Below are 16,073 nucleotides of genomic sequence, written 5' to 3' on the forward strand. Positions count from 1 at the left end.
GACGTCAGGGCGGGGTAACGGGCAAACCGCGCGCCAACCAGCCCGGCCCAGCACCTGAGCCGAGCATTCCCTCGGGGACATCAAGTATATGGGTAAATCCGTCTTGGCGCAGTTGGTTTGCCATCGCGCGGGACCGGATACCGCGCGCGCAGATCAAGGCAATCGGTGTGTTGGGATCGCCCACAACAGCCTGCAGCGCCTCGCCAAAATCGGCGCGGCGCATATCAAGGGTCAGCGCCCCTTCCGGCACGCCGGTTGCGGCCCATTCATCAGGCCTGCGGATATCGACGAGCACCAATGCGTCGGACCGCACACCTTCCAACGCTTCGGGCGCGGTCAGGTCGCCGGCGGCAACCTCGGCCCCTGTGTTAAACCAGCGCAATGACGCCCAGACGCCACCGCCCACAGCCGCCGCGCCGCCGAACAGAACTGCCCGCCGCCCGATTGGCTGAGACGTGGATAACATGATCAGTTGACCGGCGCCGCGCTTGAGAATTGCGGGATCGTACTGGTTGAGGCGGCTTTGGGCTCGATCGATGCCCAGTTGCCTTCGGCCAGATCAAGGTTGGCAGGAATATCTTCTTCCCAGAAGCCGACGACATTCTTGGTGATATTGAGATAGAGCTTGTCGTCGATGATCCGCCACAGGTTCGGATTCCCCGGCACCTTGCCGCCCTTGCTGACGCCGTAAGCGCAATGGCCATCATACTGCGGCGCAAAGGCATCGGGGTTGGCGGTAAAGCGGGCCAGATTTTCTTGGGAAGAAAAGGCGAAGGTTGCGCCGTTATGCTCGGCGGTGAACTGCTTGGAGCCTTCAATGCCCGAAGGCTGGCTCTGCCCGACCGGATTTTGCGCCAAATCGAAATAGGCCACTACATCATAGCCGGAGGCGGCAAATCCGGTCTCGTCGACGTATTGTGCCCCCGCCCATGCCTGGCTGGCGAGCGTAATTGCGGTGGCGGCAGCGGCAATTGTCAGAGCAAATCGGGTCATCGCAGGAATCCTCCCTTTGGGGCTATTGCGACCACCCTACTGCAGAACCAGCTTCCCGCAGCTAACCTGCGCGTGATCTCGCAGCGATGTGAGTATTGCGTGAGCCTTTCACACGGATTCACCGCTATTATTTCAAAATGGGCGGCTTTGCGGGGTCCATTCCGGGCGGCAAGCGCGGGGTTTGTTGCAATCCTTCACCCTGCGGCAGGTCGAACCGCAGCCCCACTTTGCCGAGTTTCGCCACCGTAGGATCATTCGGCGCGAAAAATCCGATGTCCATCGCACCCGCTTCAATACCTGAAAACGTCAGTGCCTCGGAGGCCGCGCGGACCAAGGCATCCTGCGCACGCGGGATCGCCCCCACGAAGCCCAGCAGATGCCCGCGCCCGCCGCCTGCATATTCGACCCCGACCAGCCAAGCGCCAGCGGCCATCCCTGTAGCGGTGGCAAGTTTTGCATCAATTGCGGCGATCAGGGTTTCAGGCAAACCACGCGGCGGGATCACCCGCTCGATCCGCGCCTCGACCGAGGCAGGCGTATGATCCAGCGTTTCACGCAGCCATTGCATCGCCCCGGCAGGCAGCAGAATTTCAGAGGGTGCCACGTTCAGGTTTACCGCCATGCCCAAGGGCTGATCGGCCAACATGGCGGCAATCGCCCTGCCCGACAGCGCCACATAAGGGGCGGAATCACCAACATATTCCGCCAGCCGTGCGGCGCGGTCAAAAACGATCACATACGCATCATCAAAGAGTTGCGGGTTTATCTGATCATCGTCCGGCTCCGCCTCCAACAGCAAAAACAACTCGACGTCGGCGATCCGTTCGTAAAAGCGCAGCCGCGCGGTGTCATCGTCTGGCGCGGCCATCATTGCGGCGTGGGCTTGGTCCAGCGGGGTTAGTTCAGTCATTCAGTGCCTCCGAAACGGCCAATTTCAGCCGCGGCAGCACCTCGGCTGCGAACCACGGGTTTTTCTTTAACCATCCGGTATTGCGCCACGACGGATGAGGCAAGGCAAAGACGCCCGGCGGATGGTCGCGCCACTCCGCCACGGCCTGCGTCACACTGCGGAAATCCGGCAGGTGATACTTCATCGCATGGCCGCCGATCAGCACGGTCAGGCGCACATCCGGCAATGTGGCCAAGGCAGGGGCCCGCCACGTACGCGCGCAAATCGGGGGCGGGGGCAGGTCGCTGCCTTTGGCGTCATAGCCCGGAAAGCAAAACGCCATCGGCATCACCGCGACCTTGCTGCGGTCGTAGAACACCGCCTCGTCGAGCCCTAACCAGTCGCGCAACCGCGTGCCGGAGGCATCCCAGAACGGTTTGCCTGCCGCATGCACCCGCGCCCCCGGCGCCTGGCCTGCGAGCAATATCCGCGCCTGCGGTTCAAACCACACCACCGGGCGCGGCTGGTGCCGCGTCGCCGTTGCCGCAAACCGCGTGGCGCAGATCCGGCATTTGCTGATGTCACTTTGCACAGTAGCCATGCCGCAAAGATAGGAGATCGTGGCGATAATCCAACAGCACCCTTGACGCTTGCACGGTTTCGGAACGTGCGGGCATTTTTGGCAAGACCAACGAGCGGTTTGATCGGCGCTTGCGCAAGCCGCTACCGCCCGCCCTATCCGCAAACCGCCATTGTACATTTGTTTCCAAATAAGACATATTGTCGTCAAGATCGGGCTATAGACCGACAGCACCTTCGCACCTAACAGCAAGGGGACGAGGCTAGGCCATCAGCGCAGACCGGAGCAGCGAATGCTGGAATTCGAAAATGTATCCAAGTCCTTTTGGACAGGGTCCCAGCACAAGGTCATCCTTGATCGGGTCTCGTTTCGTGTGGAATTGGGACATTCTTTGGGGATTCTGGCGCCAAACGGCACTGGCAAATCGACACTGATCAACATGATGGCAGGGTTGGAAAAACCTGACGAGGGCGAAATCCGGCGCGGGTGTAAAATCTCCTTCCCGCTGGGGTTTATGGGCGGCGTGGTGTCCAAGGTCTCGGCAATGGAAAACGCGCGTTATATTGCGCGGCTCTACGGGCTTGACCCCGACTATGTCGAAAGCTTTTGCCGCTGGCTGTGCAATCTGGGCGAATATTTTGACCAGCCTTTGGGGACCTATTCTTCGGGGATGCGCTCGCGGTTTTCATTTGCGCTGATGCTGGCGCTTGATTTCGACATCTACCTGATCGACGAAGGCATGCCCGCCACAACGGATGTTGAATTCAACCGCAAAGCGGGCGACATCCTGCAAGAGCGTCTGCGCACGACAACGATCATCATCGTCTCGCACCAGCCGCAGACACTTGAGAAATTCGCGCGGTCTGCTGCCGTCCTGATCGACGGCCAACTGCACATGTTCGACACCTTGGAAGAAGCGAAACAGCTCTATGACTACGAAACCCAAGGCTAGAAAATTCCGCATCAAGCGCAGTGCGCCGGTGCCCTACCCTTCGGCGTCTGGCGGCACTGGTGCGGCGGAGCCACGTGCGGCAACGGCGGGTGTGGCACCTGCGCGGCTGACCCCTGCACAGCGCACGGACACTGCCGCGCGACCCGCCGCACCGGAGCAGCGTGATGATATGCCAACGGCCCGCGCCGAGGCCGCAAGCGCCCCGCAAGCGCCCCGCGCCCCGCAGCCACCCCCAACGGCACCCGCAAAGCCACCGCGCGCCGCAGCCGAGGCTGAAATGCCCCAAGCAGCACCTGCGCAGTCCGAACCGCTGCGCGAAGGCGAAGTGTCCTCTGCGCGCGAAGTCAGCGGCGAGACCGACATTGATACGATCCGCCGCGAAGGGCTGACCGGTCGCCAGTTGCGCATGGCGCGGCGCGTGGCCCAAAAGAACGGGCTGGCGCCGACGTCGGATTTCGATGCGGTGCGCCTGCTGCGAACCAATGGCATCGACCCGTTCCAACGCTCGAACATGTTAGAGCTTGTGGTGCCGCAAGCGGGCGGCGAAGCCCGCGATGGCGGTCCCGGCGACGTGCTTGCAGGATTGCCCGCGCAGACCGGCGGCGCCGGGGCCCATGGCCGCGTACAACTGCCACAAACCGTTCCTGCGGGTCGCAACAAGCTGCCCTCGACCGAGCTCAGCCCCTCCGACCGCCGCCAGCGCGAGATCTCGGAAATCCAGCGCGATATCACGCGCCGTCGCCGCCGCAAGGGGGGATTGCTGCTGATCCGGCTGGCGTTTTTCGTGTTTCTGCCAGCCTTCGCGGCGGGCTATTATTTCTATAATATCGCGACCCCGATGTATGCGACCGACAGCCAGTTCATGCTGATCCAGTCGGAAGGCGGCGGCGGGGCCTCGCCCTTCGGGAACATCCTGCCGACGCAGTTCGCCAACTCCCAAGACAGCATCGCGACCCAAGCCTACCTGCAATCCAAAGACGCCATGCTGCGGCTGAATGATGATGAAGGTTTCAAGGACCACTTCTCAAGCGAAGAGATCGATCCGATCCAGCGCCTGACCGATGATCCGACTAATGAAGAGGCCTATAAGGTCTATAAAAAGAACGTTAAAATCGGCTATGATCCGACAGAAGGCGTGATCCGCATGGAGGTGATCGCCGCCGATCCGAAACTGTCGGAGGAATTCTCCCGCTCGCTGCTGACCTATGCCGAGGAACGGGTGAACAACCTGTCCAAGCAAAAGCGCGAAGACGGTATGCGTGACGCCGCGGGTGCCTATGAGACAGCGCAGACCAAGCGACGGGACTCGCAAGAGCGGCTGATCCGCATGCAGGTCGACAATGGTATCGACCCCGAGGCGCAGATCATCGCGCTGCGCAGCCAGATCACCACATACGAAGGATTGCTGATCGAGAAAGAGCTCGAACTGGCAGCTCTGCTCGACAACATCCGCCCCAATAAGGCCAAGGTCGATGGGGCAAGCGGCGATGTGCGGCGGCTCAAGGTGCAGCTGGACAAGCTCAACGACAAGCTCAACTCTGCCACGCAGGGCGAAAACTCGCTGGCGCAACGCGCGGTAGAGATGCAGTTGGCGCAGGCCGATCTGGCCGCCGCCGATATGGTGCTCCAATCAGCGCAGACCGCGATGGACCAAGCCCGCACCGAGGCCAGCCGTCAGGTCCGCTATCTGACTGTCGCGGTAGAACCCGTCGCTCCGCAAGAACCCACCTATCCGCGAAAGTTTGAGAACACGATCTTGGCTTTCCTCGTCTTTGCAGGCATCTACCTCATGCTGTCGCTCACCGCGTCGATCCTAAGGGAACAGGTAACCTCATGATCCAAGTCACCATCGGCGATGTTGTCATCGGCAACGATCGCCCGCTCACCATCATCGCAGGCCCCTGCCAGTTGGAAAGCGCCGATCACGCGCAGATGATTGCCGGCAAAATGCAGGAAGCCTGCAAGGCTGTTGGCGCACAGTTCGTCTTTAAAGGCAGCTACGACAAGGCCAACCGCACCTCGCTTAAGGGCAAGCGCGGCTTGGGCATCGACAAAGGTTTGCAGGTTTTGCAATCGGTCGGAAAGTCGCTGGGCGTCCCGGTTTTGACGGATGTGCATACCGAAGAACAATGCGCCATCGTGGCCGAAGCCGTGGATATTCTTCAAATCCCCGCATTTCTGTGCCGCCAGACCGATATGCTGCTCGCTGCGGGCAATACCGGCAAAGTCGTCAATGTGAAGAAGGGCCAATGGCTCGCCCCTTGGGAGATGGGCAATATCGTTGATAAGATCGAAAGCACGGGCAACAAACGTATCCTGCTGACCGAACGCGGCACCTCATTCGGCTATAACACGCTGGTGGCAGATATGCGCAGCCTGCCGCAGATGGCGCAGACCGGATACCCCGTGGTGATGGATGCGACCCATTCGGTTGCCCAGCCCGGCGGCTTGGGCGGATCGTCCGGCGGCCAGCGCGAATTTGCCCCCGTCATGGCGCGTGCGGCAGCAGCAATCGGCGTTGGCGCAATCTTTATGGAAACCCATGAAGACCCTGATACGGCCCCCAGCGACGGGCCGAATATGATCTATCTCGATCAGATGCCTGCGCTGATCAAGACGCTGATGGCCTTTGACACGCTAGCCAAAGCCAATCCCTTAACGTTCTAACCTATTTTATTTGCGAGATTATTAACGTGACCAAACCGGCCCCTACTGTGACCCAGAATACCTGGGAATTTTTACGTGATGCGATGATCACACCCACAGGTTTCCGCGAATATGACGCGCGTTGGAAATATCCCGACGACATCAACCTGCCGGGCATAACGGCGCTTGGGCTTGGCCTTGGCACGCAGATGCACCGTCGCGGGATCGAGCCGGTGATTGCCGTGGGCAACGACTATCGCGACTATTCCCTCTCGATCAAAAACGCGCTGATGTTGGGGTTGATGCAGGCCGGTATCCACGTCAAGGACATCGGCCCTGCCCTCTCCCCGATGGCCTATTTCGCCCAGTTCCATCTGGATGCCCCAGCGGTGGCGATGGTCACAGCGAGCCACAATCCCAACGGTTGGACCGGCGTAAAGATGGGCTTTGAGCGTCCGCTGACCCACGGCCCGGACGAGATGAACGAGCTGCGCGATATTGTGCTGAACGGCCAAGGCGAGCGCCGCGAGGGTGGCAAATACGAATTTGTCGAAGGCGTGCGCGAGGCTTATCTTGATGATCTGGTCGGCGATTTCCGCATGACCCGCCCGCTCAAGGTGGTTTGCGCCACCGGCAACGGCACCGCGTCGGCTTTTGCGCCGGAGTTGTTTAAGCGGCTCGGCGTCGAAGTCGTCGATAGCCACAACAGGCTCGACTATACCTTCCCGCATTACAATCCGAACCCCGAAGCGATGGAGATGCTGCACGACATGTCGGCCTCGGTCACAGCTTCGGGCGCGGATTTCGCGCTCGGGTTTGATGGCGATGGCGACCGTTGCGGCGTGGTCGATGACGAGGGCGAAGAGATTTTCGCCGATAAAGTTGGCGTTATCATGGCCCGCGATCTGGCGAAGATTTATCCTGGCTGCACCATTGTGGCGGATGTGAAATCCACTGGGCTATATGCCTCGGACCCCGAACTACAGAAATACGGGATCAAAGCCGACTATTGGAAGACCGGCCATAGCCACATGAAGCGCCGCGTTAAAGAGTTGGGCGCGCTGGCGGGCTTTGAGAAATCCGGCCATTATTTCCTCGCTGAGCCCATCGGTCGCGGCTATGACTGCGGCATGCGTGTCGCGGTCGAGATTTGCAAACTGATGGACCGCAATCCTGACATGAGCATGTCGGACCTGCGCCGCGCCCTGCCCCAGACATGGGCGACGCCGACGATGTCCCCCTATGCCTCGGATACCGAAAAATATGACATTCTTGCACGGCTGGTGGATAAACTCGTCGCCAAGGCCGATGCGGGTGAGCAGATCGGGGGGCGGGCCATCAAGGAAGTCGTCACCGTCAACGGTGCGCGGGTCATTCTGGACAATGGCGGCTGGGGTCTGGTGCGGGCATCGTCCAACACGCCCAACCTCGTGGTCGTCTGCGAAAGCCCTGAGTCCGAGGCCGAGATGCGGGCAATTTTCGCTGATATCGATGCAGTGATCCGCACCGAAAGTGCCGTCGGCGATTACGACCAAACGATCTGAGTCTAAACGAACGATTTTTTCATTGGGCGGCGCGTTGGGCTCCAACGTGCCGCCATTTTCTGTCTAAGATCAGCCTTCGCCGCGTTTATCCGGCTCAATCTGGCCGCGCCGCGCCATCGCCCGCGCCAGCAGACCAACCCCCAGCGCCCAAGCCGCGCCAAGGGTCCAACCTGCCAGCACGTCCGACGGCCAATGCACTCCCAAGTAAACGCGACTGATGCCCACCAAGATGGTTAACAACGCGGCACCAGCGATGAAAAACCCGCGAATATGTGGCCGCGTCTCGGCCCGCGCCAGCATCACTGCGAGGGTCAGATAGGTCACAGCGGCCATCATCGAATGCCCAGAGGGGAATGACGCTGTCGCCACCTCAACCCCATGCGGGACCAGATCGGGGCGCGGGCGCGAAAAGCTGAACTTCATCAGATAGGACAGGCCCTGCCCGCCCAAAATCGCAACGCCCAGCAACACAGCCGAGGCACGCTGACGCCGCAGCACCAGAAAAACCAGCACCAGCACCGTGATCAGTGTGAGGACCGTGACGCCACCCAAAGCGGTCAGATCGCGCATCGCAATCTCGACCTGTTTGCCGCCTATCGGGTTTGACATGTCACCCGGCGTGCGCAGCGCCGTCAGCACCGCCTCGTCAAAATCGCGCAGGTCGCCATCGACCATCTCGGTGGCAAGCGCCACAAAGGCCCAAATGGCTGCCGCAATAAACAGCAAGATCACAAGTGTTGCGGTTTCTGCCTTGCGAAACATCGCAGAGACAGCCTGAGGCATGGACATGGGGCGCTCCTGTTAATCGGTCAGCGCACAAACTGGGCCGACTTGGCGCGGCGACAAGGCCTGCGTACCGTCCGCATCCCTTTCAAGGTGGCCAACAGTCGTAGGAGGCGGCCGTTATTTCCCTTTCTTGGCACCTGCCAGTGCGGTGGCGATCGCCTTAAGAATGTCGTGGCGCTGGACCGGTTTCATCAGGCGGATATCCTCGGGCCGCAGGCCATTGCCGTGCACCGTCGCCTCGCGGGCATAACCCGACATAAACACCACCGGCAGATCGGGGTTCAACGCCCGAAGCGCCTTGGCAAGATCGGTGCCCATCAACCCCCCCGGCATCACGATATCGGTGAGTAGCAAATCAAAATCAGGGTCGCGGTGAAACAGCTCTAGGGCTTCGTCGCCCGAAGGCGCGGTGGCGATCTGGTATCCGGCCGCCTCCAGAATTTTGGTCAGAACCTGCAGCACACTGTCCTGATCTTCGGCGATCAGAATACGGGCTGTTTCGACTACTGAAGCGCTCTGGGTTGCAAGCGGCGTGGCCCGCATCTCGACGCTTTCGATGGCTTTGAAGTAAAGCTTGAAGGTCGTGCCGACGCCCGGCTCGGAGTACACCTGCACCGTGCCGCCCGACTGGCGCATAAATCCCTGGACCATCGACAAGCCCAGCCCGGACCCCTTGCCCGGCCCTTTGGTGGTGTAGAACGGCTCAAAAATCTCGGCGACGGTTTCGGGATCAATGCCGTGGCCTGTGTCGGTGACCGCGAGCATCACATAGCGCCCCGGCCGCAGCTCAACCTGACGCGAATCCGTATAGGCCTCGTCAATCCTGATATTGGCGGTTTCAATTGTTAACCTGCCGCCAGCGGCCATGGCGTCGCGCCCGTTAAGCATGAGGTTCAACAATGCGCTCTCGGTGGAACTGGGGTCGGCCTCGATCTGCCATAGCCCCGCGAGCAACGAGGTTTCGACGTGGACGTTTGCCGGAATGGTCCGTGTCATCCAGTTTTTAGCGTTGCCGATCAGCTTGTTCAGGTCGATTACGCGCGGTTCCAGCCGCGCCTTGCGGGCAAATGCCAGCATATTGCGGGTCAGGTCGGCCCCGCGCAGCGTGGCGGCGATGCCCTCATCGATCAGCTCGCGATGGGCCGTGTCGGGCAGCACCTCGCGCAGCAGCTCAAGGTTGCCCATGATCACCGCAAGCAAATTGTTGAAATCATGCGCCACGCCTCCGGTCAGTTGGCCGATGCTTTCCATCTTCTGCGCCTGACTGGAGACCTGAATTTCCGTTGCGAGCCGCGCTTGGGCTTCGACTTCGGCGGAGACATCAAGAAAGATACTGTCGATCTGAATGATGCCACTTTCAAAGCGCGTCGCACTGGCATGCACTTGCAGCCATTTCTTATCTCCCTTCGCGGTCGTAATCTGAAACCGGCGCGAGAAGGGTTGGAGGGTCTTTGCCGCATCGCGCAGCGCGGCCATCATATACGGCCAGTCTTTCGGGTCGTGCAGGCTTCGGTAAAGGTCGGGGTCGGCCATAAAGGCTTCGCGCGGGTGGCCGAAGACCGTCTCGCAAAAGGCGTTGATATAGGTGACCCGAAATTCCCCGTCAGGCGTCATTTGAATGCTGTGCAGAACGCCCGGCAGGTTATCGGTAATCGTGGCGAGGCGAGCTTCGGCGAGATTGCGTTTGCGCGCCATCTCCACATCGACGGTCACATCCTGATAGGCAGCAATGACCTGTTGTACTGTGCCGTTGGGCTCGGCTTCACCGGCCCAGTAAGCGCTAATATGCCTTATTTCACCGGTGCGGCGTCTTATCCGAAAGGCGACAGCTTCGCTGGGCGGATTGCCTTTCCAGACCTGTACCAAAACATCCTCAAGCACAGATAGATCCTCTGGATGGATCATCTTGCGAAATTCGTTTTGCGCTATTCTGGTTTGGGTCGTGGGAATGCCGAATATCCGGTACATGCCTTCATCGAAATGCACCCATTGGCTGCCCGCACTTCGTTTGAAGATGCCGATGTTTGCTGCCCTGACCGCAAGTTTCAGCCGGTCTGCATTGATCTCTGACTGGCGCTCGGTCTCAGAGAGATTGTCGGCGAAATTGACCATCAACCCTGTGACAATGATCGACAAGGTTCCCGACATTGCCAGCGCCAAGGCGACACCCCAGAACAACGCCGGCATATTTTCAGACCCGCTCCACTTGGCAAACGGCAGCGCCGAGGTTTGCAAAACCATGGCACCCATCGCTAAGACGAACATAGCGAGCCCAGAAATTGCGGGGTTTTCTCGCGCGGGTATGAACCTGCCGACCAGCGCCCCGAAAGCCGTGAGCGCCACGACAAAGCCCGATCCCAACAGGGCGTTCGGTCCGCCGATTTCAAGCCGGATTAGCACACCAATCACCGATGCGACTGCCGCACCGACAGGCCCGCCGAGGTAGCCTGCAAAGATCAAAGGCCCGTCTTTTACTGCCAAAGGTGCCAGTAAATCGTTACTGCGATAGGCATCAGCCGCGATGAATGTAACGATAATCCCCATGAGAAGACCGATCAGAGCCTGCCGCAAAAGAGGCTTTTCAGTCAGAAACTTACTAGAATTTACGCCAAAAATGCCAATGCCCACAAAGACCAGAAACACTGCGTTCTTTATGAGAAATATAACCATAGGGGTGTGCCTTGGGATCAAACGCAATTTTGACGATACTAGGCGATAGGACCGCTGTTTCCCAGAAAATAGGCATTAGAATGCAAATAAACCTAAAGTTGAACGTTTTTCGGGCGCGTATCTCAAATGGAGAATTGCGGACCGTACCCGTCCTCGCTGCCACGGCGGCTGTATCGGCAACAGCGCCCTGCAAGAGCATCTGCTTCACTGCGTTCGGTTGCTTTCTGTATTGAATGTTTCAATTTATGAAATATACAGCACGGCAACCTTTTCCGAACGTGAGCCTAGTATGAACGATTCTGAAAATATCGATTCCCTGCACGGCGAAATGACCCTCAGCATCGTGCTGCTCTATTGGTCGCTGCATGACCGTCTGGATTGTGTCAGCCCGCATCTGAGCAAACAGGAGCGCCTGTTTCTGATCCGGCTGGCGAGCCCGTTGCGCATGGGGAATCTTGCCAAAATCATGCAGGCCCTGCCGTCGACCCTGACGACGCTGGCTGACGGGCTGGAAGCGCAGGGCCTCGTGCAGCGCCAGCGCGACCCTGATGACCGGCGGGCCTGGCTGCTGGAGCTGACGCAAACCGGCCATGCTGCACGGCGCGAATTGCTTGAAAGCGCGGGTTTGGCCCTGCGTGAGGCGACCGGTCTGCCCGATGCCGATCTTGAGACATTTTCCGCGCTTCTTTTCCGGATCCGCGACCACATCCTTGCCCAAGGCTTACCCAAAGGAATGCCGTTTTGACCCGTCTCCCACTTTTTGCCCTGCTTTGCGCAGCTCTGGCAAACCCGCTAGCCGCCCAACCGGCCGAGCCTGCGATCCGCCCCGTCAAGCTGATGACCGTCAGCGCCGCACAGGTCGGACTGACCCGCGAATTCTACGGTCAGGTGGTGGCCCGCCAGACCGTAGACATCGCGTTCCAGACCAGCGGCCAGCTTGTTGAGTTTCCGGTGCTCGAAGGCCAGACCATCCCCAAAGGTGATCTGATCGCGCGTCTTGACCCCGAACCGTTCGAGCTGGCGCTGGAGCAAGCCCGCCTGCGCGAATCGCAGTCTGCCCGCGATCTGGACCGGCTTTCGCGTCTGAGCCGTGCAACCGTCAGCCAAGCATCGCTGGATGATGCAACAACAGCAGAAGGTCTCGCCAAAGCCGCGCTGCGCGATGCCGAGCGCGCCCTGTCACTGGCCACGCTCCACGCCCCGTTCGAGGCGCTGGTCGCAGAACGGTTGGTCGCCAACTTCACCACTGTCGCCCCCGGCACCCCAGTGGTGCGGTTGCACGATATGTCCGAATTGCGGGTCGAGATCGAAGTGCCGGAAATCTTGTTTCAGCGCGCAGGGCGCGACAAGGATGTAACAATCTCCGCAAGTTTCCTCGACAGTGACGCGAGCTATCCGCTGGAAATTCGCGAATTTACCTCCGACGCCACCTTGGTCGGCCAAAGCTTCAAGTTCACGCTGGCGTTTGATGCCGATGCCACGCCCGATGTCCTGCCCGGCTCTTCGGTTACGGTGAACGTGCAGCAAAATACCGCGAAAACCAGCTTTCCCCTGCCCGCCTCGGCGCTGGTGCCTGCTCCGGACGGCTCGGTCTCGGTCATGGTATTCGAGCAGGACGGCGACAGCGCCCGCGTGGTGGCACGCCCCGTGAAGATTATCGTCGCCGATGACGGCAGCTTTGAGGTGACCGAGGGGCTCTCGGTCGGGGAAGAGATCGTAGCCGCAGGGGCGACGTCCCTTCGAGACGGACAAAACGCCCGTCGTTTCAACGGCTTCCCACGGTAAGGACCAGACCCATGAACATCGCACGCGCTTCGATTGAGAAGCCGATCCTGACGTGGATCGTTATACTGGGCTGTCTGTTTGGCGGGCTGTGGGGTTTTTCCTCGCTTGGCCGCCTCGAAGATCCGGCCTTCACCATCAAACAGTCGGTCATCACGACCCGCTATCCCGGTGCCTCGGCGGAACAGGTGGCCCGCGAAGTGTCCGAGCCGCTGGAATCAGCGATTCAGAAGATGGGCGAGATCAAGACCATCACCTCCGTCAACCAACCCGGTGTCTCGCTCATCGAGGTCGAGGTGAAATCGACCTTTGACGGGACCGAACTGCCCAATATCTGGACCAAACTGCGCGCCAAGGTGCGCGACGCGGCCCGCGATCTGCCTTCGGGCGTCGGTGAGCCTTTGGTCAATGATGCCTTTGGCGATGTTTTCGGTCTTTATTATGCGGTCACGGCTCCCGGCTATGCCGATGCGGAAATCCACCAGATGGGCACATGGCTGCGCCGCGAATTGCTGGCTGTTGAAGGGGTGGCCGATGTGGAGCTTGCGGGCCTGCCGCAGGAGGCGATCTTTGTGGAGCCGGAGCTGTCTCTGACCGTTGCGCAAAACGTGCCGCCGCAAGCCATCGTTGCGGCATTGGCGACGGCTGATTCCGAAGCACCCGCCGGGTCGGTGAACGGGGACGGACGCCGCACCTTGATCGAAGCGCCCGCAGGGTCCGATAGCGTGTCAGAAATCTCTGGCCTGTCCATCGGAGTGGGTGGCGAATTGCTGAACCTTTACGATGTCGCTTCGGTGCACCGCGGGCGCGTTGATCACCCTTCTCTCATCTTGCGCCACAACGGCACCGAGGCGTTCAGCTTTGGTGTGGCAGGGCTCTCGACCGAGAACATCGTCGAGGTCGGGCACCGCGTTGATGCGCGTCTGGCTGAGCTTTTCACCCAAGTGCCGGAGGGCGTGACCCTCAGCCCGATTTACCAGCAGCACGTTGTTGTCGAAGAAGCCTCAAACGCGTTTCTAGTTAATCTTGCGATGTCGGTCGGCATCGTGGTGGCGGTGCTGGCGCTGTTTATGGGCTGGCGCGCCTCAGTCGTCGTGGGAGTTACGCTCTTGCTTACGGTCGTCGGCACGCTGTTTTTCATGGCGGTTTTCGCGATCGAGATGGAGCGGATTTCGCTGGGCGCGTTGATCATCGCAATGGGGATGCTGGTGGATAACGCCATTGTGGTTGCCGAAGGCATGCAGATCGCAATGCTGGGCGGGCAATCCTCGCGGCAAGCGGCGGGAGAGACAGCGGGCAAAACACAAATCCCGCTGCTCGGGGCTACCGTCATTGGTATTATGGCCTTTGCGGGCATCGGGCTTAGCCCTGATGCGACAGGCGAATTCTTGTTCTCGCTGTTTGCCGTCATCGGCATCTCGCTCCTGCTGAGCTGGGTGCTGGCGATCACGGTAACACCGCTGCTGGGGCACTACTTCTTTAAACGTGGTGTTGCGGGGGGCGCGGGCGCCTATGACGGCCCGCTGTTTCGCGCCTATGCGGCAACCTTGCGCGGCGCAATCAAGGCGCGCTGGCTGGTGATTGCTGCGCTGATCGGCATCACCATTGCCTGCTTTGCGGGCTTTGGCATGATCAAGCAGCAGTTCTTCCCAAACTCCAACACGCCGCTGTTTTTCGTGCATTATAAATTGCCGCAAGGCAGCCCGATCCATGAGACCGCCGAGGACCTTGCTGTCATCGAGGAGTGGCTGGCCGAGCGCGAAGAGGTTGTCTCCTACACCACTTATGCGGGGCAAGGGGCTACGCGCTTCATGCTGACCTACGGCGCAGAAAAGCCCAATGCGAGTTATGGCCATATGATCATCCGCACGGCCGGCATCGCGTCAATTCCGGCGCTGCAGGCCGATCTGGAAGAGTTCGGCCGTGCCGCGCTGCCCCAAGGCGAATTCCGCACCCGGCGTCTGGTATTTGGGCCGGGCGGCGGCGATCCGATCGAGGTGCGTATCTCGGGGCCAGAGCCTGCCGTCTTGCGCGCCTTGAGCCAACAGGTCATCGCGACGTTGGAAGAGGCGTCTCCCTATATTCTGGATGCCCGCACCAATTGGCGCGAACCTGAACTGGTGCTGCGCCCGATTTATGCGACGGACCGCGCCCAGAGTGCAGGGATCAGCCGCGACCATGTGGCCAGCACTCTGCGCTTTGCCACGGACGGCATCGCGGGCGGGGTCTACCGCGAGGGGGACCGGCTTATCCCTATCACCGTGCGGTTGTCCCATGACGCGACCAGCGATCTGCGCGATCAGCCTGTTTGGTCCGACACGGGCCAGCACTTCCTGCCCATCGAACAGGTAATCGACGGTCTGGATTACGAGGTGCAGAATACCCTCGTGCACCGCCGCGACAGGGTAACCACGCTCACCGTCGGGGCCGATATCCCGTCGGAGCGCACCGCAGCCGAGGTTTTTGCCGCCGTCCGCTCTGCGGTGGAGGAGATCGCTGTGCCAGCCGGATATGCGCTCGACTGGGGCGGAGAATTCGAAAGCTCGACGGAGGCACAGGCAAGCCTGAACGGGCAGCTACCGCTGAGCCTTTTGGTGATGGTACTGATCTCGATCTTGCTGTTCAACGCGCTCAAACAGCCGATCATCATCTGGCTCTTGGTGCCGATGTCGGTGAACGGTGTGGCGCTTGGGCTGCTGGGCACCGGCTTGCCCTTCACCTTTACCGCGCTTCTTGGGCTGCTGTCGCTCTCAGGCATGTTGATCAAGAACGGCATCGTTTTGGTGGAGGAAATTGATCTCGTGCGCGCCGAAGGTGTGGCGCTGCGTGAAGCCATCGTGACCGCCTGCGTGTCACGTCTGCGCCCTGTGGTGCTGGCGGCGGCGACGACGATTCTGGGGATGCTGCCTTTGCTCGGTGACGCGTTCTTTGTCTCGATGGCAGTGACGATCATGGGCGGGTTGGCTTTTGCCAGCGTCCTGACCCTGATCGCAGCACCGGTATTTTACTATGTATTCTTCGCCCGTTCGGAGCGCAAAGCCCAGAACGCCGCAGCAGTACCGGCCTAAAACCAAGGCTGTCCGCGGCACCCTGCCCGCGGACAGCCAGGTGTTTTCAAAAAACTTTTGTAATCGGCACCGTTTCCGCAGGGCTTTTCGGGCGGGCGCTGCAAACGCCTCCGCACGCCAAAACTCCTCCGCCCGAGCCCAAGCGGCAGAATCGAGCCATGCA

The 16,073-nt window shown here is 60.2% G+C and carries 13 protein-coding genes; 7 read left to right on the forward strand and 6 right to left on the reverse strand.

All coding sequences use genetic code 11. From position 1 onward, the window contains the following. Positions 1-4 precede the first annotated feature (4 nt). From BM174_RS00610 to BM174_RS00625, 4 genes are all read right to left on the reverse strand, one after another. The gene (locus BM174_RS00610; protein ID WP_093921892.1) at positions 5-466 is read right to left on the reverse strand and encodes a rhodanese-like domain-containing protein; all 462 of its coding nucleotides are present in this window, start codon (positions 464-466) and stop codon (positions 5-7) included. A 2-nt stretch (positions 467-468) separates the two neighbouring features. Further along, entirely contained in the window at positions 469-993 is a 525-nt protein-coding gene (locus tag BM174_RS00615; RefSeq protein WP_093921893.1) for a YHS domain-containing (seleno)protein, read from the reverse strand. Between the two features lie 127 nt (positions 994-1,120). Then, positions 1,121-1,903 (reverse strand): SseB family protein, encoded by a 783-nt coding sequence (locus BM174_RS00620; protein WP_093921894.1) that lies wholly within the window; start codon positions 1,901-1,903, stop codon positions 1,121-1,123. Then, the gene (locus tag BM174_RS00625; RefSeq protein ID WP_093921895.1) at positions 1,896-2,483 is read right to left on the reverse strand and encodes a uracil-DNA glycosylase family protein; all 588 of its coding nucleotides are present in this window, start codon (positions 2,481-2,483) and stop codon (positions 1,896-1,898) included. Before BM174_RS00625 ends, BM174_RS00620 begins: the two co-directional genes overlap by 8 nt. A gap of 271 nt (positions 2,484-2,754) precedes the next feature. Here BM174_RS00625 and BM174_RS00630 point away from each other — a divergent pair, with 271 nt between their 5' ends. Genes BM174_RS00630 through BM174_RS00645 form a run of 4 tightly spaced genes read left to right on the forward strand, consistent with a single transcriptional unit; the run spans position 2,755 to position 7,604 of the window. After that, positions 2,755-3,414, forward strand: a complete 660-nt coding sequence (locus BM174_RS00630; RefSeq protein WP_093921896.1) for an ABC transporter ATP-binding protein — start codon at positions 2,755-2,757, stop codon at positions 3,412-3,414. Further along, entirely contained in the window at positions 3,392-5,251 is a 1,860-nt protein-coding gene (locus BM174_RS00635; protein WP_093921897.1) for a KpsE/RkpR family capsule polysaccharide export protein, read from the forward strand. The genes BM174_RS00630 and BM174_RS00635 overlap by 23 nt, the downstream gene beginning before the upstream one ends. Further along, a complete protein-coding gene (gene kdsA / locus BM174_RS00640; RefSeq protein WP_093921898.1) occupies positions 5,248-6,081 on the forward strand; it encodes a 3-deoxy-8-phosphooctulonate synthase in 834 nt (277 codons plus the stop codon). The genes BM174_RS00635 and kdsA overlap by 4 nt, the downstream gene beginning before the upstream one ends. 26 nt (positions 6,082-6,107) lie before the next feature. After that, positions 6,108-7,604, forward strand: a complete 1,497-nt coding sequence (locus BM174_RS00645; protein ID WP_093921899.1) for a phosphomannomutase/phosphoglucomutase — start codon at positions 6,108-6,110, stop codon at positions 7,602-7,604. A 69-nt stretch (positions 7,605-7,673) separates the two neighbouring features. Here BM174_RS00645 and BM174_RS00650 read toward each other — a convergent pair whose 3' ends face one another. Both BM174_RS00650 and BM174_RS00655 read right to left on the reverse strand, forming a co-directional pair. Beyond that, the gene (locus BM174_RS00650; RefSeq protein ID WP_273459321.1) at positions 7,674-8,393 is read right to left on the reverse strand and encodes a phosphatase PAP2 family protein; all 720 of its coding nucleotides are present in this window, start codon (positions 8,391-8,393) and stop codon (positions 7,674-7,676) included. Positions 8,394-8,507: 114 nt separating this feature from the next. Continuing rightward, a complete protein-coding gene (locus BM174_RS00655) occupies positions 8,508-11,060 on the reverse strand; it encodes an ATP-binding protein (protein WP_093921900.1) in 2,553 nt (850 codons plus the stop codon). A gap of 289 nt (positions 11,061-11,349) precedes the next feature. Between BM174_RS00655 and BM174_RS00660 the strand changes: the two genes are divergently transcribed. From BM174_RS00660 to BM174_RS00670, 3 genes are read left to right on the forward strand one after another with little or no spacing between them, the layout of a single operon-like run. Further along, positions 11,350-11,805, forward strand: coding sequence for a MarR family winged helix-turn-helix transcriptional regulator (locus BM174_RS00660; RefSeq protein ID WP_093921901.1), 456 nt, complete (start codon positions 11,350-11,352; stop codon positions 11,803-11,805). Then, positions 11,802-12,845, forward strand: a complete 1,044-nt coding sequence (locus BM174_RS00665; RefSeq protein ID WP_245766220.1) for an efflux RND transporter periplasmic adaptor subunit — start codon at positions 11,802-11,804, stop codon at positions 12,843-12,845. The genes BM174_RS00660 and BM174_RS00665 overlap by 4 nt, the downstream gene beginning before the upstream one ends. 11 nt (positions 12,846-12,856) lie before the next feature. Continuing rightward, entirely contained in the window at positions 12,857-15,910 is a 3,054-nt protein-coding gene (locus BM174_RS00670; protein WP_093921902.1) for an efflux RND transporter permease subunit, read from the forward strand. Positions 15,911-16,073 lie beyond the last annotated feature (163 nt).

Origin of the sequence: Sulfitobacter brevis (assembly GCF_900112755.1) — a bacterium.
GTDB classification, from domain to species: domain Bacteria; phylum Pseudomonadota; class Alphaproteobacteria; order Rhodobacterales; family Rhodobacteraceae; genus Sulfitobacter; species Sulfitobacter brevis.